This is a genomic window from Rhodocytophaga rosea (assembly GCF_010119975.1).
In the GTDB taxonomy this organism is placed as follows: Bacteria; Bacteroidota; Bacteroidia; order Cytophagales; family 172606-1; genus Rhodocytophaga; species Rhodocytophaga rosea.
The window spans coordinates 3,517,218-3,542,123 of record NZ_CP048222.1 but is presented as its reverse complement, the minus strand read 5'-3'; the positions used below and the strand labels follow the sequence as shown (position 1 = coordinate 3,542,123).

Genomic DNA, 24,906 nt, shown 5'->3' with positions numbered 1-24,906 from the left:
GTAATGAATATTTTCATCATGTGCTGTGCTGGTTGGCTTTCAATGAGCTGTAAACCGGAAAATTCAATGCAAAGCCCGGATTCAACAAATCACGCGCAGAATTCTGTACAAGCAATAGAAAAATTAACTATTCAATTTGAAGATGCTATTCAACTGGATAGTTCAAGCTATGTTATGTTTCCCCTTTTAATGAATGAAAAGGCAAATGAAGAAAATTTTATAGATAGCCGTACATACAAGGATACTGATAGGTTAGGGTATTGGAATATTATCTTTTACAATACCGAAACTGATACATTTCATTTGCTGGATGAAAAGAAGAAAATGCTCATCCATACATTTGATATGAATGAAAAGGTTTACAGAGAATATGAAGCAGTTTTTCACAAACAATATATCTTTTACACAATCACCAGTTTTGATTCAAACGGCGATAAAATCCTGAATGAAAAAGATTTCATTTATTTGTATGTCTCTGATAGAGCAGGAAAAAAATTCCGCCAGCTTTCTCCCTCCAATTACCATTTATCTTCCTGGAAAGTTATGAAAGGCCATGATAAAATAGTAATGCTCGTTAGCAAGGATAGTAATAACAACAAAAAGATAGATGCCCTGGATGAAGTTATTCCGTTTGTTGCAAGTATAAAGGATACACTTCCGGCCAGAGAATTATTCGATGCAAAGGAAAAGAACGATATCAAGAAACTTTTCGACAGAGACTGGAAAAGAATCAAATAACTGATTTATACTTCTTTTCTGCCGCTAATAAATTCTTCCCATTGTTCCAGTTGCTCTTTGGTCATTACCCTGGGTACTTTGGTTTGTCCGCCGAGTTTATTGTTGCTCTCTTGCCACTTGTAAAACAGTGAAGGAGTAATTAGTTCGATAAATACATGTTTTAATGCCCTGCCCCTGGCTCTGCCATAATTTTTATTGAGCCCCTTAATAATTGTGTCCAGCTTTTCACTGACCACCGCTGCATTGGCAGGGTCATCCGTACCAATATACCAGCGGTGAGCAAAATATTGCTCATGAGGAATCGCAGACAAAGCAAACTCCCGTACAGTAATACTCATCTCTTTTTCCAGTAACTGAATAGCTTCATTCATATTATCCACCGATAATTGCTCGCCAGTAACACTCAGGAAATGCTTGGTTCGGCCAGTGATCAGAATTTCGGAACGTTGGATATCTGTGAATTTAATGGTATCACCAATCAGGTAACGCCAGGTACCAGAACAGGTAGAGATAAGTAAGGCATAATCCTGGTCCTCCTCCACTTCGCTGATATTAAGTACTGTGGGATTTTCTGCTAAACCATCGGCTGTGAAATTCTCTCCTGTAAAAGGAATAAACTCAAAGTAGATTCCATTGTTCAGCACCAATGCCATAGCCCTGGTATCCGGACGGTTCTGAAACGCAAAAAATCCTTCGGAAGCCAGATAAGTATCAACATAGATAAGCGGCTTGGCCAATAGTTTTTCAAATCCTTTCTGATAAGGTTCAAATGCGATCCCACCGGTTGCATATACACTTAAATTGGGCCAGATATCGTGAATGGTCTCGAGTTTATGATATTCAATTACCCGTTCCAGCATGAGTTGTATCCAGGAAGGAATGCCAGATAAAGCGCCAATATCCCAGGAAGGCGCTTGTGCAATAATTTCCTGCACTCGCTCGTCAAAATCATTGATGCTGGCAATTTCTCTTCCAGGCTTATAATACGATTCAAACCACGAAGGAATCCGGCTGGCACTAATGCCACTGATTTCGCCTGTTTTATATTCACCTTTATCGGTCAGTTCGGTAGTGCTGCCCAGCATCAGAATCTCTTTTTCAAACACGCTGGCTGGCAAATCAAAATTGGCAAGTGACAAAAGTTGCCGGATGCCAGTGGTCCGGATGGCTTTTATCATTTCTTCAGAAACTGGGATATGCTTACTGGGACCACCAGTTGTGCCGGAGCTTAAAGCAAAATATTCGGTACTGCCAGGCCAAGTAATATCACTTTCGCCAGCTACCTGCCGTTGCCACCATTGATCAAAAATAGCATGATAATCGTGTATGGGTACCTGTCTGGCAAATTCGCCGCTTATGTTTTCACTTTGCAGAATCTGTTCGAAATCATATTGTTTGCCGAAAGCTGTTTCTGATGCTTTGGTGAGCAATTCTTTGAGGGTTGCCTGCTGGGCTGCCATTGGATCACTTACATCTGGTATCAGGTTGTTCCCTAACTGAACAGCCCCTTTTATTATTTTGCCTAATAATGCCACGTTGGAATTTGTTTTATAAAGGGATGTTTACGAAAACATTGGTAGAGAGTTGGAAGAGCAAGGCTAGAGGGCAGGTAAAATATAACCCTATACACAGTATTTATAAACAGAGGGATATTAAATTCAGCCAATGCTACTCAATCATTTTTTCGACATTGCTCCCAGTACATATAGGTTTGGGTCAACGGAGGAGTTGCGTTCCTCTAGGTAAAAAAATAATTCTACACCACTTTGTAAAATCTTGATTATTACCAGATCAAATTGACCTGGTGACGTTTGGTAAGCAATACAGGATTGGTTCAAAGCAGCCTGGACAGAAAGTAATGACTGCTTTTCAGTTAAAATCCACCCATCTATATCTAAGAATTCTCCGCCATCTATTTCAGGAAAGTAGTCATTAAAAATCATCGTAAGCGTTTGATCCTGAAAGTGCAATTCAAAATTGCCATATCGCCATATTTTAGCAGTATTCTGGTTAGTTCCCATTCCCCAATCTTCCGGATCTGGAAATTGTTGCAATAACTGCTCTTTCCTCATTCCGATCTTCACATAGTCGAACTTACCTGTCCGGATAAATTCATAGAGGCTAATTGGAATGCGGTGGTTAAATTTCAAGCTATGAATTACAAAAGGTAAAATACGACATTTATCTGCTTACATATTTTTCGCAATTTGAATTTGCAGGCCGGGCGCTTCTTTAATACCTACATCTTTCATTACGATTTTTGTCTGGTTCAGGCCGTTCCAGGCTTTGGCTTTCTGTTCCTGCATGACCGGGCTACCATACCTATCGGTAAAATAAGTAGTAAATTCCTGCGAAAGACTATCTACCGCGTTCTTATTATTGAGGTAAATATCAAGCCGGAAGCCTTTAATCTTTTTGTTTTCGTCGAAAAAATACAAAACGTCAGTAATTTCATCTTCTTCCTCATCCAGTTTTACCGTAAAACTGATATACTGAGTACTGTCCTCAAGCGGAATGGTATCTTCTTTTAGAATCACTTCTTCGAGATTATCGCCGAAGTTTACCCCTCTGAGTATGCCATCTTCTGTTTTGATTATTTTTTTAAACTTAGGGCTGTATGCCTCAAACGCTGCTTTCTGGCTTACAACCGTGCTGAGCGTATCTGATGTTCCTTCCTGAGAGGGATTTTCTGTGCAGGCAATGAGCAGGGATACCAGAAAAAAGCATAGTAAAAGTGAATTTCTCATGTAAATAATGGTAGACTGTTTTCTTACAAACACGCAAATCTAAGGCTTTATCTAACATCAACCGGAAAATTATGGGAATACCTGATGAAAATTGCAAAAAAGATATGCCACTACGGATTACTTATAATTACTTTATACTTGAAACATGTCAACTTATTGACTATAAAATATATAGCTACTATAAAAACTCCGATTTACAATGCTGTTTACTCAGTATGCTGATGTTAACCCAAATATATGTTGCTACATTCTGCCTTAAAAAGTTTTTTGTATTACTATCCTCCATCCTCTAACTTATCTTAGGTATTCATTCCTTCAAACAGTTAAAATATGAAATATTCCGACTTGGAAGTAGGCCTAATCTATATGCAACTGCATCGTAAACTAAAAGCCATTAACGGTAAATTCCCAGAGATTTTCTAAGGCTGATGTGCATGAAAAGAGAGACACAACTTCTGGAAATGCAGGCAGGAAATGTATCGGAAGTGGTATATCAGGTAGGTTTCAATAATCTGTCGTATTTCTCCACATGTTTCAAGGAGCAGTATGGCACTACGCCTCACGAATTTATTTCCCGCCTGATTATGTCTTGCCATAATAATTAAGTTGCTACTCAGCAACATATATGTAAAAAACTTATTGCCAGGCTTCACCAGCAACTGTAAAATAATCCTGCACCTCATTGGGGAGAATTTTCAACACATTAGCCAATACCAGCAATACCAAAGTCCGGGAAGCAATAGGCCTTGGAATATGAGCAGCCTGTGAAAATTGATCGACCGTAATTACCTGGTTAGTAGCCAGATATTGCATGAGTTTATGTTCCTTCTCACCATACGTAAAGCGAATGTTCCGTTGCTTGCGTTCTCCTTTCAGCACTTCCCGCATTTCCTTACTGGCTTGCACACTTCTGTCTAGTACACGAACGTAGGCCTTTCCCAGGTTATTTTCAAAGTCATGAATAACGTAATGAGGTTTCTGGATACTGGGGGGAATCGTATAAATCAGTACTTCTCTTTCGGCTATTACCGTAAGCCTTTGCAGCCTGTACTCAATCGCCGGGGTACAATATTTCTCAATGGCTTTTTCGAGAATATATTCTTCTTCGTCGGCAAACTTTACACCAGGGATTGATCTATCGTCGCCTACGCCAATTAATAAAGTGCCGCCATTTGAATTGGCAAAGGCAACTATTTCACGCACAATCTTTTCGGGATGGGAAGCTTTGAGCTTAAATTCGAGGTTGGCTCCTTCTCCCTTTTTGACCAGGGATTTTAATTCTTTCAGGTCCATAAAGCGCAAATCAGATCAGATAATACGTGGACAGATACAGTCAATAATTATATGTGCCAGAACCGCTTATAAATATTTACGGCAACCAGCATTACTTTCCGGCCTATTAATTCTTCTGGCTTGCCCGGAATAACTTTTGTTTTTCTTCCTTCGTCAGACTCTCATATCCTGACCGCGAAATCTTATCCAGAATAGCATCTATTTCATCCTGGTTAGGTGTATAAGTAGTCTGGTTGTAAGAAGATACTGTACTACGGTTCGACTCTTTCTTATGATACGTTACTTTCATAGCCGGTTTCTTGGCAAAGAGTTTCTTAATACTTTCGGCAAGTGCTGTAAGCGGCTGACCCAAATCTGTTCCTTTTTTGAGCTGCTTGATAAAAATAAATCCTAGCAAAGCACCACCTAAGTGAGCCAGTTGCCCACCTGCATTATTATCACCAGAAAGCTGCACAAAAGACAATACCAGAAAAAAAGCTGCAATATATTTAATGCGAACCGGCCCTAGCAGCAACATAAAAAAGGTATAATTAGGCATTAAGGTAGCAGCGCCTACTACCACCGCATATACTGCTCCGGAAGCACCCAGCATTACACTTTTTTCAATTTGATTATTATAATAGGGAATCAGGTTATAGATAAGCAGATACAATATACCACCTGCCAGCCCGCCCAACAGATATAAATTAATCAAGCGCCGGTTACCTAAATATTCTTCTATTAACTTGCCAAACCAGTATAGAAATAGCATATTAGATAGAATATGAAATATGTTTTCATGCGAAAAAAAATAGGTAATAAGCGTCCATGGCCTGGTAATGAACACAGACAGATTCGCAGGCAGCATCAGGTTTCTTTCCACATACACATACCATCCTGCTAAGCCTGTCCATTTGAACATAAGCATAAAAATATTGAGCAGCAAAAATACGATCACATTGATCAGAATAATCTGGATCAATCCGTTATTGGGTTTGCTGAATGCCCCTTTAAAATCTTCAAACATGCTTTTATATGTGTTAATAAAACTTATTTCGCTGACTACCCCAGTGTTTAACGAGAATATACGCAAAAAGCATTCCGCCGATGTGGGCAAAATGTGCTACGCTGTCGCCTGGTGCCTGCTGAAATCCTGCAAATACCTCATAAATTCCGTATAGGGCTACAATATATTTAGCCTTTACTGGAAAAAGAAAATACAATAATATTTCCGTATTCGGAAAAAGTAAGCCAAATGCCATCAGAATTCCAAATACGGCACCTGATGCTCCCATAGTAGGAATACTTGAACGCTCACTATAATATTGTCTGACAAAGTTCTTAGTTTCCTGGATAATCTGTGGGTTAGAAGGATTCTCCTCAAAGTTGTTGATAAACTCAAAATTATTGGTATACAATTGAGAAGCATACTTACTGATGTAAGATACAAATTTTCCGGGAGTTGGGTCTTGTAAATATATTTCAGTCGCTTCCCGGATCTGGTTTACTTCGTAATAAGTAACTCCCGAATGAAGCACACCAGCTCCTATTCCCGTAAATAAATAAAAAAACAGGAAGCGCTTAGGCCCCCAGAATTGTTCCAGTAAAGGGCCAAATATGACCAGTCCGATCATGTTACTCAAAATATGCCTCCAGCCAGAAGTATCATGCAGAAACATATAGGTGAGCAGCTGGTGTGGCATGAAAAAATCTGACTGGAGAGGCCTAAGCGGCAGATATGCCATAAATGATAATTCCGATTTTTGCAGAATAAATATTACTACATTCAGTAGCAATAAATTTCTAACCATCGGTGTCAGGTTAAATCCCATGCGCTAAGTGTATATGCGTATAGCTTTTCTGATTCCACAGAAAGCTTACAAGTCAACTAATAAATAAAAACTGGGTGAACTAATCCGGAAAGTAAGATACTGTGGCCGGAGGTACCTGCTTGCTAAAATACATAAGCATTTGGCTGTACCCAATTATTTAATAAAAAAACTATTGATTTTCTCTAAATTCAACACGGTGAGCGTAGGGCTACCATCTGGCGCATAATTCGGATTCGAGGAGGCAAATAATTTTTCTACCAGCTTACTCATTTCCTCATGAGATAATCGGATGCCCCGTTTCATAGCCGACCGCCTAGCCATTGAACGGGCAATGTTCTCTTTGGGATTAAGATTAATCTGCGCCTGGTTCCACTTAAATTGTTCAATTAAGCCTTCAATCAACTCTTTCTCCCTGCCCAGAGCTGCTTCTGCCGGAATCCCTTCTACCACGACAGTATTTTTTCCCAGGACACGCAATACAAACCCTAGCTGGCTCACTTCTTCCTGAATTTCCATTAGCAACTGAAAATCTGAAGGATTCAGGTCGATAGTTACCGGAAACAAAGATTGCTGGGAAATACCTTTGGCTTCGTGCAAATTGGCTTTAAACTTATCATACAAAATGCGTTCATGAGCCGCCTGCTGATCGATGAGCATCATACCACTTTTTACCTGCGTAATAATAAACCGGTTGTGTAACTGAAAAACAGGCATTACCCTTTCTGTTTCCACAGGTTCTGGTACCGGCGAATCAGCCGGAGTCACATTTACTTTACTCTCAAAGGTGAGTGATTGCCGCACTACAGTTTCAGGGGTTTCTTCCGGAATTTGTTCTTTTGGAAAGCTTCGCTGAAACTCCTGGTACAAAGCCGTCCAGTTTTGAAGGTTAGATTTTTCCCTAGGCGTTTTTTCATAGGAATTACTGTCCGAACTACCTTCACTACTAAACCCATTATCGAAGATGGGCTTTGTATCTAGCGTTGGAAAATTAACATTGAACCCAAAATCCAGAGAAGGCGCAATATTATGCGAACCTAAAGCCTTTCTCACCGAAGCCAGCACAATGGCATATACCGAACGCTCGTCATCAAACTTTATCTCTGTCTTCGTCGGATGCACATTAATATCTATATGAACCGGATCTATTTCAATGAACAACACATAAAACGGATAACTATCGTCAGGCAATAATCCTTCAAAGGCGCTCATTACCGCATGATGCAAATAATTATGACGCACATACCGGTTGTTTACAAAGAAAAATTGCTCACCTCTCGTTTTCCGGGCAAACTCAGGTTTACCAATGTACCCGGTCACTTTTACAAAAGGTGTTTCTTCCTGGCAGGGCGCTAATTGTTCCCGGTAATTCTTTCCAAAAATACTTACAATCCGGTGACTTAGCTTACCTGCGGGCAGGTTGTATACTTCTGCATCGTTATGATATAGCGCAAAACTAATCTCCGGATTCGCCAGGGCTACTCTTTGAAATTCATCCAGCACATGCCGCATTTCCACTGCATTGGAACGCAGAAAATTACGCCGGGCTGGTACGTTAAAAAACAGGTTTTTTACGGATAGATTTGTACCTGGCAGGCTGGCTGTGGCTTCCTGTACTTTTATCTGCGATGCTTCCACCCGGATCAGACTTCCCAGTTCATCGGAGGACCGTCGGGTACGTAATTCTACCTGGGCTACCGCTGCGATGGAAGCCAGTGCTTCTCCCCGGAAGCCTAATGTGCGGATGGAAAACAGATCATCAGACGTGCGGATTTTAGAAGTAGCGTGGCGCTCAAAGCTCATTCTGGCATCTGTTTCCGACATGCCCATACCATCATCAATTACCTGCACCAGCGATTTTCCGGCTTCCCTGATGATGAGCTGAATGGAAGTACTCTTAGCATCTACTGAGTTTTCAAGTAATTCCTTCACGACAGATGCCGGGCGCTGCACTACTTCACCTGCTGCAATCTGATTGGCAATTGCATCCGGCAACAAACGGATAATATCTGTCATTAGCCTTTACTGGATTCTTTTACAAACATAATGAGTAGTACAAAAATGAGCAGCAGGCACATAATTCCATTTAAGGCAAACAAGTAATACCCAGCCGCTACTGCCGTTGCCGCTACAAGCAATAATAATTTGTAATTACCTTTTTTGCTAATTGTACGTTCCCGGTAAAAATACTGGCCTTCCCGCATTTGTCCGGCGGCAATTTTTTTAGCAGCTGTTGTTTCTTCTTCAGGTTCTTCTTTGCGGTTTAGCATTTCTGTTATTCCTTTAAAGGTGCCCAGCTGAAAGAGCACATATAATAGAATAATTACACCTGTAATAAAGAAAGCATAAAAGCCAATGTAAAGGAATCCGACAAAGGTAGCGCTGAGTATAAACACAAGCGCCAGCTGCAAAATATTCACTTTTCCGCCTGTCCGGTACTTATCTCTAATGAAAGCTTCAGAAATACGGTGTTTGGTTGCGGAATCGCTCGATTGGTTTTTTAATTGCTGTTCTATGAGTTCTGTACGGTTTTTGAGGTCCTCTTTGATAGGGTCGTAATGCCTGGGCTCAAAATTAAATCGTCTGTATTTTGGTACACGAACAAGTGATGGAATTTTCATATTCGGGTTAATTATTGTCGGTTATTTCTGTAAAAATAAGTATTTTCATGGCTTAATTCTAAAACCTTTACCTATCTAAGAAACCCTGCTATGTTGAAAAAAGTTTTGGTGCTGTTTCTTTTACCGTCTATTATTTTCTTATCGATTGCCTCTGAAAAAGAGCCAGCAAAATATGCTTATAAAGCCAACCAAAGCAGGTGGGTAGATAGCGTTTTTAACGCTCTGGATGCAGACGAACGCATCGGGCAATTGTTTATGGTAGCTGCTTATTCTAACCAGAATGAGAAACATCAGAAGGAAATTGAATCATTAATTCGCAACCAGAGTATTGGCGGACTTATATTTTTTCAGGGCGGACCAGTAAGGCAAGCCAATTTAACTAACAAATACCAGTCTATTTCTAAAGTTCCTTTACTGATTGGTATGGATGCAGAATGGGGCTTGGGCATGCGTTTAGACAGTACCATCAGTTATCCCCGGCAAATGACCTTGGGAGCCATTGCTGATAACGACAATATCTACCGCATGGGCGAAGAAATTGCCCGTCAGTGTAAACGGCTGGGGGTACATATTAATTTTGCTCCGGTCGTAGATATAAATAGTAACCAGAATAATCCTGTCATCGGTGTAAGGTCTTTTGGGGAAGATAAAGAAAATGTAGCGGCCAAAGGAATTGCCTATATGCAAGGCTTACAGCACAATGGGATTATGGCCAATGCCAAACATTTTCCCGGACATGGTGATACTGATACCGATTCTCATGTGGCCCTTCCTGTAATTAATCATTCCCGCAAACGGATGAGCGAAACAGAATTGTATCCGTTTAAAAAGCTTTTTGCTGATAGCCTGATGAGTGTAATGGTAGCACATATGTATGTGCCGGCCTATGACGAAACTAAAAACCGGGCTACAACCCTTTCTAAACCAGTGGTAACAGACCTGCTGAAAAAAGAATTAGGCTTTAAAGGTTTAGTTTTTACTGATGCCTTAAATATGAAGGGTGTAAGCCAGTCGCACAAAGCCGGCGAAGTAGATATGCTCGCGCTACTGGCAGGAAACGATGTATTATTGTTTTCAGAAGATGTTCCGGAAGCAATTAAGCAGATTAAGAAAGCGATCCGGGGTAAGAAAATAACTCAGGCTGAAGTAGATGCGAAAGTGAAAAAAATATTATCCGGCAAATACTGGGCAGGCTTACATACCATAGATCCTATAGAAACAGCACATTTGCATGCTGACCTCAATAATCCGCAAGCCAGATTGGTAAATCGCAATTTATATCAGCAGGCGCTAACAGTGGTACGAAATGAACGTAATCTGATTCCTTACCGTATGCTGGATACTACTAGCTTTGCTTCAGTTTCTATTGGATTATCAGCGGATAATGAGTTTCAGCAAACCTTAAGCAAATACACTTTTGTCCAACAGTATACTTTGCCTGCCGACAAAGCTACGGATGCTGAATATGAAATTCTGCTGGAAAAATTGAGCAATTTTAAGGTGGTGATGGTAAGTATCCATAAGATGAATAACGCTGCTTCAAAGTCATATGGAATAAGCCAGCAAACCCGTACATTCATTGAAAGGCTGCGCACTAAAACACAGATGTCATTGGTTGTATTTGGAAATCCATATAGCCTGAAATATTTTGATCGGATTAATCACCTGGTTTGTGCCTATGAAGACAATGAACTTACCCAGAGTCTGGCAGCTCAGGTGTTGTTTGGCGCTATTGAAGCAAAAGGAAAACTGCCGGTAACGGCTGGCGAGCCCTATGTTTCAGGTACAGGTGTCGTTACAGAATCCCTGAGAAGACTAGGTTATACTGCTCCTGAAGATGCAGGAATGAGTTCTACTTTCCTGGAATCCGGAATAGATAGTATTGTAAATGCATCCATCAAAGATTTTGTAATGCCCGGCTGTCAGGTATTGGTGGCCAAGAACGGGAAAGTGGTGTTCAATAAATCCTATGGGCATTTATCCTATGATTCTCTGGAGCCAGTATTGCCTACCACTATGTACGATATTGCTTCTGTAACTAAAGTAGCAGCAACCTTGCAGGCGGTGATGTTTTTACACGAAAGACAACTGCTGGACGTAAATCAGAAGGCTTCTTTTTACCTTCCGGAACTGAAAGGCAGCAATAAAGAAAATATGCTCATCCGGGATATTTTGATGCATCAGGCAGGACTTATCGCCTATCTTGCCCACTGGGAAAAAACAAAAACCCGCACTGGGTTGAGTTCTACCTTTTATAGTCAGATTCAAAATAACTTATATCCTTTGGAAATTGCGCCTGGCATGTATGGCATGGCTGCTCTGGAAGATTCTCTCTGGAAGTGGACCATTCAATCCAGGTTATTGTATAAACCTAAAAAACAGGCTCAACACCGATTTGAATATAGTGATTTAGGTTTTTACATGATGCAAAAAGTGGCCGAAAGATTACTAAACCAGCCTATTGAAGATTTTTTAAGCCAGAATTTTTATCAACCCTTAGGTTTACATACACTTACTTTTAATCCGCTTTGCAAGTTTACTGAATCGTGTATTGCGCCCACAGAAAAAGATAAAATTTTCAGAGGACAGCTCATTAGAGGAAGTGTTCATGACCAGGGTGCAGCCATGATGGGTGGTGTAGCCGGCCATGCTGGTTTATTTAGTAATGCCAACGATCTGGCTATTCTGATGCAGATGAACTTACAAAAAGGAGATTACGGAGGCAGACGCTATTTTCTCGAACCTACTATTCCGGTTTTCACCAAAAGCTATAACAAAGGCAACCGGCGAGGCTTAGGCTGGGACAGACCCCGGCCAGAAGGTGGTGGACAAGTTTCTGACCTTGCTTCCAGAAATTCATTTGGGCATTCCGGATTTACCGGCACATTTGCATGGGTTGATCCTGAGGAGGAGCTTGTATATATTTTCCTTTCTAACCGGGTATATCCCACTGCACACAACGAGAAACTAATGAAATACAATGTGCGCCGGAATGTACAGGATGTGATCTACAAATCCATTATCAATTACCAGACATTGAATCATACCAGTGTGACCAGCATCAAAAAATCGGAGTAAAGACACTTAAAATTTGATTACATAAACCTGTTATTTATATACATAACAGGTTTTTTTGTTATTTGCGAAATCAATTTAACCAGCCATGAAAAAACTAGTTTTCCTCGCCTTATTATTGTTTGCGAGTTGCACCTTCACTTTTTCTCAAATCGGTCTCGGCGTAGGTTCCTCTGGATTTAACCTGAAAACTTCTCCGGACAAAAACCTTGGACTTATTTTCAGAACTAACTTTCGAATTGGGAATGATATACTTGTCATTCCAGAGATCAATGGAATCAAACGGTTGGTAAATGAAGATAAAGCAAAGCTATATCTTGGTGTTGGCGTAGGTAGCTATATCCTAGCTGACCAGTCATTTGACCGGTTCAATACTGTGTATATAAAAGTGCCGGTTGGGATTGAGTATTTCCCTTTTGAAAGCAAAAGATTCAGCCTGACTGCCGAAACCGGCTTGGGCTATTTTAACTCTGAAGCCGAAAACTCTCTGAATTTTATGAGTTTGCTTGAACTTACTTTTTACCTGCAGAAAAAATAAAGTAGCTTCTATTGTTTTTCACTTAGTTTGGTAATAGGCGTGAGTGCCACCTTTCTGAACTCCACTTCAGCCCCTTCCGCTTGCAAGGCAATTTGTCCTTTTTGTGCAGTGCAGTTGAAGCCGTAATTCACCAGGTCGTTGTTAAGCCAGACTTTAACAGAATCATTCAGGCATTCGATCACCATCCGGTTCCATTGACCCAGAGGTTTTTCTGTACCATCTGTCAGGTTAAGAATGCGGCGCAATTTATCTTCGGTGGTGCCCCATTTATTTTTGTCACCCCGGCGCTTTTCCATATCCGGTACACTAATATCTTCCACAATACACCAGAAATCACCGGCATTTTCATGCATCATTTGTACCTCAATGGATTTGGGAAACATTTTGTATAGTGCCCTCGGAGTAGAAGCATGCACCAGAGCGCCACAATTTCCAGGTTCTCCGGCAAAGCGGTATTCTACTTCCAGGCGGTAATTCTGGTAAATTGCATCTGTAATTAAATGTCCACCTGGATTTCCCATACTCACCAGCATGCCATTGCGGACAATAAAGGGTGATTTTACAGAAGGATTATTATCCATATCCGGCACATCTGCATGCCACCCGCTTAAATCTTTGCCATTGAATAAGCTTTTGGTTTGTGCCTGGCAGCATGTACTACTGCAAAAGATACTGACCAGTATGAAGCACAGATAAATGATTTTCATAGAATATGAGCTAGATAGTTAATATTTATTGTGGCAACTGGGCTAACACTTTTTGAAAAAAGATCATATGATACTCCAGAGAATTGACAAAATACGTCCAGTTGTGTTCTCCGGGCCTTTCTGTATATTCATGTGGAATACCCTCTTCCAGCATTTTCTTATGAAAAGCTTTGTTCGCTTCATATAAAAAATCAGAAGTGCCGCAATCCACAATCAGTTTCAAGCCTGAAGATTTGAATTTTTCGGTCATATGTATCACTGAATGTGCTTTATAGCGGTCGGCATATTGGGTAACCGGCCCCAGCAGTTTAGTAAACCATTTATCAATATCTCCCCCTCTTTCAGCATTAATGCTTGAAATATCCAGGGCGCCGGCAATACTTCCGGCTGCAATAAATATAGAAGGATTCCGGCCAGCCAGGTACAAAGCCCCATGGCCACCCATACTTAAGCCAGAAATTAATCTTCCTTCTCTGGAAGCCATGGTTTTATACTTGCTGTCTACATTAGGGATAAGTTCTTTAATGATATACGTTTCGTACTGAAATTCTTTACTAACCGGACTATCCAGATACCAGCTGCCATAACCACCATCCGGACAAACAATAATGGTATTGTATTTATCAGCCATTTGAGACAAAAGCTGCTTATCAGGCAAGGGTTTGGTAAGCCAGGCATCGAATGAATCACTAAATCCATGTAAGAGATATAAAACCCGCATTGGTTTGCCAGCCTGGTAACCTGAAGGCAATACTACTGCATTTTTGAGATTTTTTTGCATGGCTTTGCTGTATACTACCAGCGTATCCACTTTAGCTGCTTGTGCTATCCAGGAGAGGCTTAAGAAAAAGCAAAGAATTCTAAAGGTTTTTAACATAGTGAAAAGAGATCAATACAGGTTTATTTTGTATCAGGCAAAGTACTAAAAATTCTTTTTGCGTATCATTCTTCTATATACTTTGGCATCTGAAAGTTTAAATCTTATCACTGCGAAAACATCCTTATTTTCCATTAGCTGACAGATAAGCCTGCTTTCAAAATTCCATTCTGATCTCATAAGTCAAATCATTTTTAACCCATACCTTGTAAAAGCATATTCCGTGAATAAAAAACATATAGGTTTGCCATGGGCTGGAATCAATATTTAACCTGACTGCCCAATAGTGCTACCAGAATATAAAGTCTATAAAATTACCTTAAAATAGCTGAAAAATTATATTCTGCTTACCAAATTATCGCTTTACTTTGCAACCTGTACCTTGAATGTATAGGAATATGGCTGGCACCACAACACTAATACTGGACAAAACACAAACCCTGCAAAAAATCAGAAGAATCGCTTTTGAAATTTATGAAAATAATTTTCAGGAGGATGCGATCATACTGGCAGGTATTTACGACAAAGGCTATCTGTTTGCAGGTATCCTGCAACAAGAACTTTCGGCTATTGCCCCATTAAAAACCACGCTGGTAAAAGTGAGCCTGGATAAGTTTACGCCCTTGCAAAGTGAGATCGACCTGGATTGTAATATCGAAGTAGTCCGCAACAAAGTAATTATTTTGCTGGATGATGTATTGAACACCGGACGTACACTGGCCTATAGCCTGAAACCGTTTCTAAATGTGGAAATTAAAAAACTCCAGACAGCGGTGATTGTAGACAGAAACCACAAGCAATTCCCGATTTCGGCAGATTATGTGGGCTATTCACTCTCTACTACCATTCAGGAACACATCGAGGTAAACCTGGAAGATTCCAGCAATTTCGGAGTATATATCAGCTAGCAAGGTTATTTTGCGGCATTAGCATACATTTTCCGGAAAGTATCCAGATCGTCTTCAGTTCCCAGAATAATAAGCACATCTCCTTCATGCACAAGCAGATCAGCACCGGGATTTATAATAAAGCCTTTACCGGCATGTTTAAATCCAAGTACTGTTACATGGGTATGCTTTCGGATGTTAAGTTCCCGGATCGATTTATCTCTGAATTCACTTTTTAATTCTCTATAAGAGATCTCCTGCATTTTTAGTTTTACTTCGCCAGTACCTGAAAGCATCTCCAGAAACTCTACTACTTCTGGTTGTGTAATGTGGTGTGCCATATGCATGCCTCCAATATAATCTGGCATTACTACATGATTAGCTCCTGCCCGGTAAAGCTTTTTTACCGCACTTTCGTCGGTCGCTCTGGCAATAATGGTAATATCCGGGTTAAACTCACGGGCGGTTAAGGCTATATATACATTATCGGCATCTTTAGGCAAAGCTGTTATAATTGCCCTGGCATGCATAATTCCGGCAAGCCGCAGTACATCATCCTGGGTAGCGTCACCTTCCACAAAAGAAAAAGTTTCTCTGGAAAGATTAGGTAGTCCTTTTCCTACAGCATCAGACTCAATTACTACGAAGGTATATTTATTACGCATCAATTCTTCGCATGCCTTACGGCCATTGCGCCCATAGCCACAAACGATCACATGGTTATGCAACTTGCTGAGTTCCTGTATATACATATATTTAATATAAGCTTTTTGCAATTCACCCTCCAGCACATATCTGGTGATAATAGAAATAAAATAGGCAAAAATACCCAGGTTAATGAGAATATATATAGATGTAAGCATCCGGCCGGTAGGCGAAAGCGGCTCAATTTCTCCAAACCCAATGGTAGAAATGGTAATAATTGTCATGTAAAAAGCATTCACAAAGGAATACTTCCCTACTGTATAAAAAAGCAGAATGCCGGTACCTATACTGATCAACAGCAGAAATAAAGCCCAAAGCAGTCGGTTGAGTGCACCACTGTATAATAAAAACCGGAACATAAGATGTGAAAGGCAGTCTGCAAAATAAGAGATTGCCAGAATAGTAAAGCTTTTTGGAAAGGCAAATTTTATTAATAGCCCAAAAGAATAGCTACAGAAAGTATATATTAACCAATGAAATAGGCTGACAGACAATATAAAGCATTAGTATATTGTACTAAGAATGGATTTTATAGGATTGTCTAACCAAATTTTTTTTGCTGCCCTATAGTGAAGTATGGTTTTTTTTGCTTTAATTAACCCGCTTTTAACCTCCGACCTACTACACTAACCCATGTACGCAGCCATTATAATTATCTTCGTATTAGGCTATTTAGCCATTGCCTTTGAGCACCCCATTAAAATTAACAAAACGGCGTCGGCCTTACTTACTGGTGTACTCTGCTGGACTGTTTACATTATGTTCAGCGCTGAGAAAGACCCGGTTGTAGAGGAATTATCCCATCACCTGGGCAGCATTGCCGAAATTCTGTTCTTCCTGCTGGGGGCCATGACCATTGTAGAACTTATAGATGCACACCAGGGTTTCCGCGTGATTACTGACCGGATCAACACCCAGGATAGCCGTATCTTGTTATGGGTATTATCTTTATTTACCTTCTTTCTTTCGGCGCTTCTGGATAACCTGACTACGGCTATTGTAATGGTATCTTTGCTTAGGAAATTAGTATCAGATCCCGATCAGCGAAAGTTTTATGCAGGTATGGTTATTATTGCTGCCAATGCCGGGGGTGCCTGGTCACCGATCGGGGATGTAACTACCACTATGCTCTGGATTGGCGGGCAGATCACTTCACTAACTATTATAAAGAGCCTGTTGATTCCAAGTTTACTTTCTCTGGTAGTGCCCCTTATATTTTTATCTTTCCGGATGAAAGGAAAACTGGTGGGGAGCGAAGAAGGAATGCCTGCTCTGCATACGCATGAAAAAGTAACTGGGGGCGATATAATGCTTGGCTTTGGTTTAGGTGCCTTGTTATTTGTGCCTATATTTAAAACGGTTACACATTTGCCTCCTTACATGGGTATGTTGCTGGGCCTAAGCGTGGTGTGGCTGGTATCCGAAATTATTCATAGCGACAAAGATGAAGAAGAGCGCAAGCCTTTTACAGTTGCGCATGCTTTGGGTAAAATTGATACATCCAGTATTTTATTCTTCCTGGGTATTCTGATTGCTATTGGTTCCTTAGAAGCTACTCACTTATTAAGTAACCTGGCCACTTTAATGGATGAGACCATTGGTAACCTGGATTATATAGTGGTAGCTATTGGCCTGGCTTCTGCTGTAATTGATAATGTGCCCCTGGTAGCGGCTACTATGGGTATGTATGACCTTACTACTTTCCCTACCGATAGCAAACTTTGGATTTTCCTGGCTTATTGTGCTGGTACAGGTGGCAGTATTTTGATTATTGGTTCAGCTGCCGGGGTGGCAGTAATGGGGATGGAAAAGATTGATTTTATGTGGTATGTAAAGAAAATTTCTTTCATTGCCCTGATTGGGTATTTTGCTGGCGTATTTTCCTACTTGTTAATATACAGTTTGATGGCATAATGACAGGACAATACCATCTTTTCTTGAATAATTCTTTGTAAACGACCGCCCAATAAGGCATAAAATTTTCCCTAATAAATGAATGTGATAATTCACATCGGGAGTTGCCTGCTAATACTAATTTCTCATATCCTTATAATAAAAAATGGCAGGCTTTACCCCTGCCATTTTTTATTAGTCAATACTTAAGGAATGCTTTAAATCAACCGGCTTGCTTTAATTTCCAGTTCGTCGCCGAGTTCAGAAAAGTAGGTAAGCCACTTGCTGGAAGATGCATCTCCATGATTGGCAGCTTTCTGCATCTCCTTCAGGTATTTATCACCCACTGAGAAATACAGGTTCTGAATCATCCAGATGTCAAGGTTGAGTGGAAGTTTCTTGAGCTGTTTGAAAATTTCGAGAATATACCGCAGGCGTTCCGTATTTCTGGGATTAATCAGCAACTGGTTCATCAACACATTCATCTTTTTGGTGATCACATACCCTACCCTATCCGGTTCTAGTTTCACCGACCAGCGTTCTACTTCTTCAGTCAAGCGCTGTAAATCATCCAGATTCACATGTTCATCTTCAAAAAGCCGCCGGATATCTGCATTCAGGATAAATTCCACGGTTGTTTTAAACACACTGGGCAGCGGCGCCTGGGCATTGTTCATCAGGTTCATCATGTGGTAATTGTGCTCATAAATCTGCCTGAATGAATTTTCAATCTCCTGCAAGGTCGTTTGCATAATTTGCCCCAGTACCCGGCGCTGCTCATCTTTAGATAGATGGAAAAGCGAATAGCGTTGCGGACCAAAATACCCTTCCATCAGGTGAATAATTTCGGCCACTTCGCTCCGTAAAAATGCTTTTCTGATTTTGCTATGCATGGCCGAAAAAAGCTCGTCGGGCATATTTTCCATGGCATTAGCGATTACCGTATGCTGTCCCAGGTACAACACCACAAAACTTACTTCACTTTCTTCCCAGGTAATGGTAGAATGCACTTTGGCAATACCAATCACTAATTTTTGTATACCAGCTTCCAGGCGGTCGTATACTTCGCTTTTAAAGATATAACTGTAAATAGGAAGGTTATCCGGGTAATCTTCGAACAGGGATGTAATGGCATAATGTACGCCTACTTTAAGCAGATCCAGGCGGGCAGGTTTCACATACACTTCATAAATCTGGGCAGCATTGCCATATTCAGGCTGATTGCTGGGTGCTTTCTCCAGCAGGGTAATAAAATCTTTCTCCAGTTTACGTGAAGTTACCTCTTCGGCCAGTTGAATGGCACGGCTGGCATACATAATTACTTGTATGGTTTCAATGCCCGAAATTTCATCAAAAAACCATCCGCAACTGGTATACATCAGCATGGCATGGCGCTGCATTTCCAGAAGTTTGATCACCTTGATTTTTTCCTCTTTGCTCAGGTCACGGCTGGCATGCGTTTTAATGAATCCTTCCATGCGGTTTTTAGAACGCTGCAACAAAATATCCATATAAGCATTGCGGGCTTGCCAGGGTTTTCTTAATAAGAGGCCTGCTTCTTTCTCATATATTTTAACTAATTCATCCCGGAGCCAGTCGAGGGATTTCCGCAAAGGGTCGCGCCATAACTGGTTCCAGCCGGGCCGGCCGCCGGTATTACACCCGCAATCGCTCCGCCAGCGTTCTACGCCATGCACACAGCTCCAGGAGCTATTTTCAAATATTTCGGCCTCATAGGTGGGTGGAAACTTAGACAAATATTCTCCATAATTGGTAATACGTGCCAAACCCTGGCTTTCCAGGTAATGAATGCAATAGGCTAGTGCCATATCGCCATGCCGGTGATGATGCCCATAACTTTCGCCATCCGTAGCAATATGTACCAGCTGAGGCTGATAATCACTTTCATGGGTAAAATTATCCAGAAAACGGTTGGCAAAATCCCTCCCATTTTTTAGAATTCCTTTAAAGGCTACATCCTGCGAAATAGGGCCGTCATAAAAAAACAGTACTATGCTTTTTCCGGAAGGAAGCCGGCAGATATAGGGCATTTTAGGATCGACCCGGTCACCGGAAACATCCATCCACTGAGTCTGGCCGATCTTGCGTACTCTTCGGGCTTGCCTGGGGGCAAGTAATGTAAATTTAATGCCATGTTCAGCCAGCACTTCCAGGCTTTCTGTATCTACCGCTGCTTCGGGCAGCCACATTCCTTCTGGTTTGCGTTTAAACCGGTATTCAAAATCACGGATTCCCCATACTACCTGTGTGTGTTTGTCGCGAAGGTTGGCCAGCGGCATAATAATATGTCCAAAAGCCTGTGCCATCGCTGATCCGTGACCAGAAAAATTCTTCTGGCTCTCTTCATCTGCTTTTAAAATGGATTTGTATACGTCAGGTTCATATTTTTCCAGCCATGATAACAGGGTGGGGCCGAAATTGAAGCTGATTTTGGAATAGTTATTTGTAATATCGGTGATATCGCCATCTTCTGCCAGAATTCTGGAAGCAGTATTAGGCTCATAACATTCATAGGAAATGCGTTCATTCCAATCATGAAAAGGCCGGGCTGAGTCTTGTAGTTCTATGGCTTCCAGCCACGGATTTTCTCTGGGTGGCTGGTAAAAATGTCCGTGAATACAGACGTATTTGGTATCATTCATATATGTATGGTGCTTTTTCAGAAAAAAGCTGTTGCGTTGTTTCGCCTCCCGGCCTTATGCAATAAGGGCCAAAATAACAGCTTTGTAATTGTGAAGCAAATTAGGACTTAATCTCCGTAAATATGAAACAAATTTACCGCCAAACCTACACTCAAAAAAGTGCCTCTGCTGGCGCTATTCTTAATAAATAAACATTTTCAGAAGAAAACCTGGCGGTTTTTATTAGCGAAACTATGGTTTGAAGAAGAGCTTCTCAAGTTAATTCAACCAGAAAATTTGTATTCGCAGGTAAAAAGGTACTTTTCCAAGAACAGAAAGGAAGAGGTTAACAAGTTCCTGTATTATATAATACATTGTCAGAAACAGGCTATCGGATTACATAACCTGCAAATCATCTGTTGAAGTCTGAGCTATCATAAATTCTTTGTAGATTTCCGTTTTCCTGAATGGCTTTACGTATGTACAACCTGCAATGGATAAATTATTAACAAACCACTGAAATGAACATCGGAGACAAAGTACGGATGCTGCATGGCCGGGAAGAAGGCATAATCACCCGTTTTTTAGACAATAAACTGGTAGAAATTGAAATTGAAGATGGATTCCGCATTCCGGTTTTGCGCACAGAGCTGGCCATCGTTTCTGCGGAAGAAGCTGTGCGTTTTAAAAGAGAGACTCCGGTAGACGACAGGCAGCCTGTATCCAGAGAAGTATTTGCTAACAAAGGGGTATATATGGCCTTTTTACTTATCAATGATACAGCACTGGCTTTATACTTAATTAATAATACTGACCTGGAACTACCTTATACGATTGGCGAAGTACAACAGGAAAATTATAAAGGCCTGCAGGCTGGGGTATTAAAAGCCAGGACTTCGGTTAAGATACAGGAGGTAAATACTAAAAACTTTGAAAACTGGCCGGCGTATTTGTTGCAGTTTCTTTTCTTTAAGGCTGGTGCTGGGGCCATACAAGAACCCCTGACTAAGAAAATCAGGTTCCGGGCCAATACCTTTTTCAAGAGCAAGCAAACCGCTCCAGTACTGGGCAAAGATGCTTATGTATTTCAAGTTGATAAAGAAGCTACTGAAATACAGCCGCAGAAAATCACAGATGCCTTGTATGGAGAAAATACTGCTGAAGTAAAACCAGCCCGCTTGCCTGCTCCCGCCCGCGAAACAGACCTGCATATAGAAAAGCTCTCGAAAGATCATGCAAAAATGGGTAGTCCGCAGATATTACAACTGCAGTTACAAACTTTTGAGAGTACTTTAGACCAGGCTATTGCTAATGGAATGGAGGAGATTATCTTTATTCATGGGGTTGGAAATGGGGTTTTACGTACCGAAATTCACAAACGGCTGAGTAAAAACAAGCAAGTCGAATATTTTAAAGATGCCATGAAAGAGAAATTTGGGTATGGTGCTACACTAGTAAAGATTAAGTAGTCTGGAACCAGGATTTTTCAGATTATGGGATTTTAAATTAGAATGGGTTGCAAAGGTAAGCTTGTTTCTTAGACTTAATAGTCATTTTCTTAATCAAAGCAATATAAATCAAAAGCGAAGAAATCAATTTCTTCGCTTTTGAAAATCCTGAAAAATCCTTTAATCCATGTTCCAGACAGGCTTACTCATTCCGCAAAGAATTTACAGGGTTGGCTATCGCAGCTTTAATGGAATAATAACTGACAGCAATCAGTACAATCAATAATCCTGCGGCGCCTGCTATGGCAAAAATTTTCCAGCTCATGTCAATCCGGTAAGTGAAATCTTCCAGCCAATGATAGCCAATATAATAGGCTAATGGGAATGCGATTAGGAAGGAAACAAATGCCAGCCGGATGGTAACTGTATTCAGGAGCAGAAAAATCTGGCCGACAGAAGCGCCGAGTATTTTGCGGATGCCAATTTCTTTGGTACGGTTCACCGCATTTAATCCGGATAAACCGAATAAACCAAGGCAGGCCACCAGAATAGCAAACCAGGAAGCTGCTTCAATAATGTTCATCCATGTTTGTTGCGCCTGGTACATATTGGCAATATCTTCATCCATGAACGTATAATTCAGGGGTCTGCCTTCATTCACTTGTTTCCAGGTTTGCTCAATGCTGGCAATGGTTGCTGGTATATTTCCAGGTCGGATTTTGATGAGAATATTGGGTATATATTTTGGGTTGTAATGCAGCATGGCCGGGCCAATAGGCTGGGAAAGGGAAGCGAAATGAAAATCTTTCACAATACCCACAATCACAGCATTATCTAGTTCTTTACAAGGGGTTCCTACCTTGCAGTTATTTCCTATCAATTTGGCAAGTTGTTCGTTAATGATAATGGCACCAGTACCAGAGGTATCTGTTGGGAACTGAGGAGAAATGGTACGGCCTTCCATCATATGTAAACCCATCATCTGCACATAGTCGTAATCACCGGAAAGCTTATTAATGACAGCAGGTTGGTTATTAATGGTAAAAAAAACTATCATACTGGGCCTGGTCATATTATCTCCTCCGCTTACAGCCACAATATCAGGTTGCGTACGAGCCATTGCCTTGAATTTATCAAGCAGAAAAGCCCCCTTACTCATCGACTGGTTTTCCATCAAATTAATGACCAGCAGATTTTCTTTGTCAAATCCAAGGTTTTTATGGGTGAGGTAGTTAAACTGCTCTTTCATAATAACCGTCGTAATGACCAGGAACAGACACAAGGCATACTGCACAACTACCATAAACCGCGATAGTGTTGGGTTGATCCGGTACGTAGAATGGCGTTTGAGTAAGCGAACCGGATTATAGGCAGAAAGCAATAAGGCAGGATAAATACCAGTAAGCAGGCTGATCACAAATGCCAGCATTAGCGCAGCACCAATGGCAGGTAGGGAATACAATAAATGGGTTTCCAGTCCGCTGTCTAGCAGGGTATTAAATACTGGAAGCAACAGGTAAGATAATATGAAACCGGCTCCCATCGAAAACAGAACCAGCATAAACGTTTCCGTCCATAATTGCATAATTAGCTGTAATCGGGAAGCTCCATTTACTTTCCGCACACCCATTTCCTGCAACCTGGCCGAAGCATGGCTAAGGGAAAGGAAAATGTAATTCAGACTGGCAATCACGAGTACAAACAAGGTAATCAGGCTCAGCACGTATATATTTAATTTTTTACCCATTCTGGGCCATCCCCAGGGTATCGAATCCAGGTGGGTTTCTGTCAGAGGCGTTAAAACCAGGCTCAATCTTTCAATAGGCACATTTCTTTTCACCAGTTCATCTTTGTAGTAGTTTTGGCCAAAGGTTTTCAGCTTATGTTTGAAAGCAGCTATGTCCGTTTTTGCATCTAATTCTACTATACACATAGTAAAGAGCATATTCAGATTCTGCTTGGGAGCAAGTGAGACCGGAGATAATTTACTATTTAAAGGCACTAATACCTCATAAGCCAGACTCGAATTGGAAGGGGCATTTTCTACAATACCAGTCACCGTAAATATATGATTTGCTCCATCTCCCAATACATCTATGCGCTGCCCGATTGGGTCTTTGCCACCAAAATACCGCAAGGCAACTTTCTCAGATAATACTATACTTTGCGGATCAGATAAGGCTGTTTTTGGATTTCCTTTCAACAAACGGAATGAAAATACATCGAAGAAGTTGCTGTCTGCCAGATAGATATTGTCCTGGTGAAATCTCTTATCGCCCACTCCCATGATTTGTTTGTAATTGTCCATCAGGCGAGAAATTTGCTTTACTTCTGGAAAAATAGCTTGTAGTTCGGGAGCTAAATCGGGGGTGACCCTGGTAAGGCGGCTTTTATCAGGTGTAGTCAGGTTAGATAAAAAACTCCGGGTTCCCATCTCTGCCACTTCTCCTAACCCTTTAATTTCTAGCCGGTATAACGAGGAGGCTTTCTGGTGAAATCGATCAAAGGAAAGTTCATGCTGAACAAATGTATACACCAGCAAACAAAACGCACAGGCTACACTGAGTCCGGTTAAGTTGATGAAAGAATATATCCTGTTTTTTTGAAAAGAACGGAGCGCAATTTTTATATAGTTCAGCAGCATATCGGTGTAAAGAGGTTTGGTGGTTGGCTTGGTTTGTTTTTTAAAGGCGAACGGTCTACAATAGCCTAATACAGCGAGTACATATTCTCTCCCGGCTTGTTTCTCTCCCACTTCTTCTATGCGTTCTTCAAATAATTCCTGCAAATCGCCTCCGATTTCTTCCAGCAATTCATCCGGACAGACCCATTCCAGTAGTTTGCTTGCCCAGCTAGGCGGAGAAGGAAGTTTGTTAGGTTCGCTCATAGTATGGTTTTAACGTATCGCAGTAAATCAACTCACTGGT

The 24,906-nt window shown here is 41.0% G+C and carries 20 protein-coding genes; 7 read left to right on the top strand and 13 right to left on the bottom strand.

Annotated features, from left to right (window positions below):
* The first annotated feature begins 66 nt into the window (after positions 1-66).
* Positions 67-738 (top strand): hypothetical protein, encoded by a 672-nt coding sequence (locus GXP67_RS14835; RefSeq protein ID WP_162443840.1) that lies wholly within the window; start codon positions 67-69, stop codon positions 736-738.
* 5 nt (positions 739-743) lie between these two features.
* On the opposite strand, the gene GXP67_RS14830 is transcribed toward GXP67_RS14835, so the two are convergent.
* From GXP67_RS14830 to GXP67_RS14820, 3 genes are all read right to left on the bottom strand, one after another.
* Complete coding sequence (locus GXP67_RS14830; RefSeq protein ID WP_162443839.1) at positions 744-2,273, bottom strand: GH3 family acyl-acid amido synthetase; 1,530 nt, start codon at positions 2,271-2,273, stop codon at positions 744-746.
* Between the two features lie 141 nt (positions 2,274-2,414).
* On the bottom strand, positions 2,415-2,888 hold the full coding sequence (locus tag GXP67_RS14825; RefSeq protein ID WP_162443838.1) for a hypothetical protein: 474 nt from the start codon (positions 2,886-2,888) through the stop codon (positions 2,415-2,417).
* Between the two features lie 39 nt (positions 2,889-2,927).
* Positions 2,928-3,485 carry a hypothetical protein gene (locus tag GXP67_RS14820; protein ID WP_162443837.1) on the bottom strand — a complete coding sequence of 186 codons (558 nt, stop codon included), beginning with the start codon at positions 3,483-3,485 and terminating at the stop codon, positions 2,928-2,930.
* Between the two features lie 434 nt (positions 3,486-3,919).
* Here GXP67_RS14820 and GXP67_RS14815 point away from each other — a divergent pair, with 434 nt between their 5' ends.
* Entirely contained in the window at positions 3,920-4,090 is a 171-nt protein-coding gene (locus GXP67_RS14815) for an AraC family transcriptional regulator (protein ID WP_162443836.1), read from the top strand.
* 31 nt (positions 4,091-4,121) lie between these two features.
* On the opposite strand, the gene GXP67_RS14810 is transcribed toward GXP67_RS14815, so the two are convergent.
* From GXP67_RS14810 to GXP67_RS14790, 5 genes are all read right to left on the bottom strand, one after another.
* On the bottom strand, positions 4,122-4,778 hold the full coding sequence (locus tag GXP67_RS14810; protein WP_162443835.1) for an AlbA family DNA-binding domain-containing protein: 657 nt from the start codon (positions 4,776-4,778) through the stop codon (positions 4,122-4,124).
* A gap of 106 nt (positions 4,779-4,884) precedes the next feature.
* A complete protein-coding gene (locus GXP67_RS14805) occupies positions 4,885-5,784 on the bottom strand; it encodes a rhomboid family intramembrane serine protease (protein ID WP_162443834.1) in 900 nt (299 codons plus the stop codon).
* A gap of 13 nt (positions 5,785-5,797) precedes the next feature.
* Positions 5,798-6,568: a rhomboid family intramembrane serine protease gene (locus tag GXP67_RS14800; RefSeq protein WP_162443833.1), complete on the bottom strand. Its 771-nt coding sequence runs from the start codon at positions 6,566-6,568 to the stop codon at positions 5,798-5,800.
* 174 nt (positions 6,569-6,742) lie between these two features.
* A complete protein-coding gene (gene mutL / locus GXP67_RS14795) occupies positions 6,743-8,602 on the bottom strand; it encodes a DNA mismatch repair endonuclease MutL (RefSeq protein ID WP_162443832.1) in 1,860 nt (619 codons plus the stop codon).
* Positions 8,602-9,207, bottom strand: a complete 606-nt coding sequence (locus tag GXP67_RS14790) for a hypothetical protein (RefSeq protein ID WP_162443831.1) — start codon at positions 9,205-9,207, stop codon at positions 8,602-8,604. Before GXP67_RS14790 ends, mutL begins: the two co-directional genes overlap by 1 nt.
* 90 nt (positions 9,208-9,297) lie before the next feature.
* On the opposite strand from GXP67_RS14790, the gene GXP67_RS14785 reads away from it, so the two are divergent.
* Both GXP67_RS14785 and GXP67_RS14780 read left to right on the top strand, forming a co-directional pair.
* Positions 9,298-12,285 (top strand): serine hydrolase domain-containing protein, encoded by a 2,988-nt coding sequence (locus GXP67_RS14785; protein WP_162443830.1) that lies wholly within the window; start codon positions 9,298-9,300, stop codon positions 12,283-12,285.
* 85 nt (positions 12,286-12,370) lie between these two features.
* Positions 12,371-12,820, top strand: a complete 450-nt coding sequence (locus tag GXP67_RS14780; RefSeq protein ID WP_162443829.1) for a hypothetical protein — start codon at positions 12,371-12,373, stop codon at positions 12,818-12,820.
* Positions 12,821-12,828: 8 nt separating this feature from the next.
* On the opposite strand, the gene GXP67_RS14775 is transcribed toward GXP67_RS14780, so the two are convergent.
* Together GXP67_RS14775 and GXP67_RS14770 are read right to left on the bottom strand one after the other, a co-directional pair.
* The gene (locus GXP67_RS14775) at positions 12,829-13,527 is read right to left on the bottom strand and encodes a 3-keto-disaccharide hydrolase (RefSeq protein WP_162443828.1); all 699 of its coding nucleotides are present in this window, start codon (positions 13,525-13,527) and stop codon (positions 12,829-12,831) included.
* 25 nt (positions 13,528-13,552) lie between these two features.
* The gene (locus GXP67_RS14770; protein ID WP_162443827.1) at positions 13,553-14,404 is read right to left on the bottom strand and encodes an alpha/beta hydrolase; all 852 of its coding nucleotides are present in this window, start codon (positions 14,402-14,404) and stop codon (positions 13,553-13,555) included.
* 398 nt (positions 14,405-14,802) lie between these two features.
* On the opposite strand from GXP67_RS14770, the gene GXP67_RS14765 reads away from it, so the two are divergent.
* A complete protein-coding gene (locus GXP67_RS14765) occupies positions 14,803-15,312 on the top strand; it encodes a phosphoribosyltransferase family protein (protein ID WP_162443826.1) in 510 nt (169 codons plus the stop codon).
* Positions 15,313-15,317: 5 nt separating this feature from the next.
* Here the strand turns inward: GXP67_RS14765 and GXP67_RS14760 are convergent, their stop codons facing one another.
* Entirely contained in the window at positions 15,318-16,355 is a 1,038-nt protein-coding gene (locus GXP67_RS14760) for a potassium channel family protein (protein ID WP_162443825.1), read from the bottom strand.
* Positions 16,356-16,629: 274 nt separating this feature from the next.
* On the opposite strand from GXP67_RS14760, the gene nhaD reads away from it, so the two are divergent.
* A complete protein-coding gene (gene nhaD / locus GXP67_RS14755; RefSeq protein WP_162443824.1) occupies positions 16,630-17,910 on the top strand; it encodes a sodium:proton antiporter NhaD in 1,281 nt (426 codons plus the stop codon).
* A gap of 197 nt (positions 17,911-18,107) precedes the next feature.
* Here nhaD and GXP67_RS14750 read toward each other — a convergent pair whose 3' ends face one another.
* Positions 18,108-20,552, bottom strand: a complete 2,445-nt coding sequence (locus GXP67_RS14750; RefSeq protein ID WP_162443823.1) for a DUF3536 domain-containing protein — start codon at positions 20,550-20,552, stop codon at positions 18,108-18,110.
* Positions 20,553-21,052: 500 nt separating this feature from the next.
* On the opposite strand from GXP67_RS14750, the gene GXP67_RS14745 reads away from it, so the two are divergent.
* A complete protein-coding gene (locus GXP67_RS14745) occupies positions 21,053-22,000 on the top strand; it encodes a Smr/MutS family protein (RefSeq protein WP_232065228.1) in 948 nt (315 codons plus the stop codon).
* A 181-nt stretch (positions 22,001-22,181) separates the two neighbouring features.
* Here the strand turns inward: GXP67_RS14745 and GXP67_RS14740 are convergent, their stop codons facing one another.
* Positions 22,182-24,866 (bottom strand): ABC transporter permease, encoded by a 2,685-nt coding sequence (locus GXP67_RS14740; RefSeq protein WP_162443822.1) that lies wholly within the window; start codon positions 24,864-24,866, stop codon positions 22,182-22,184.
* Between the last annotated feature and the right edge of the window lie 40 nt (positions 24,867-24,906).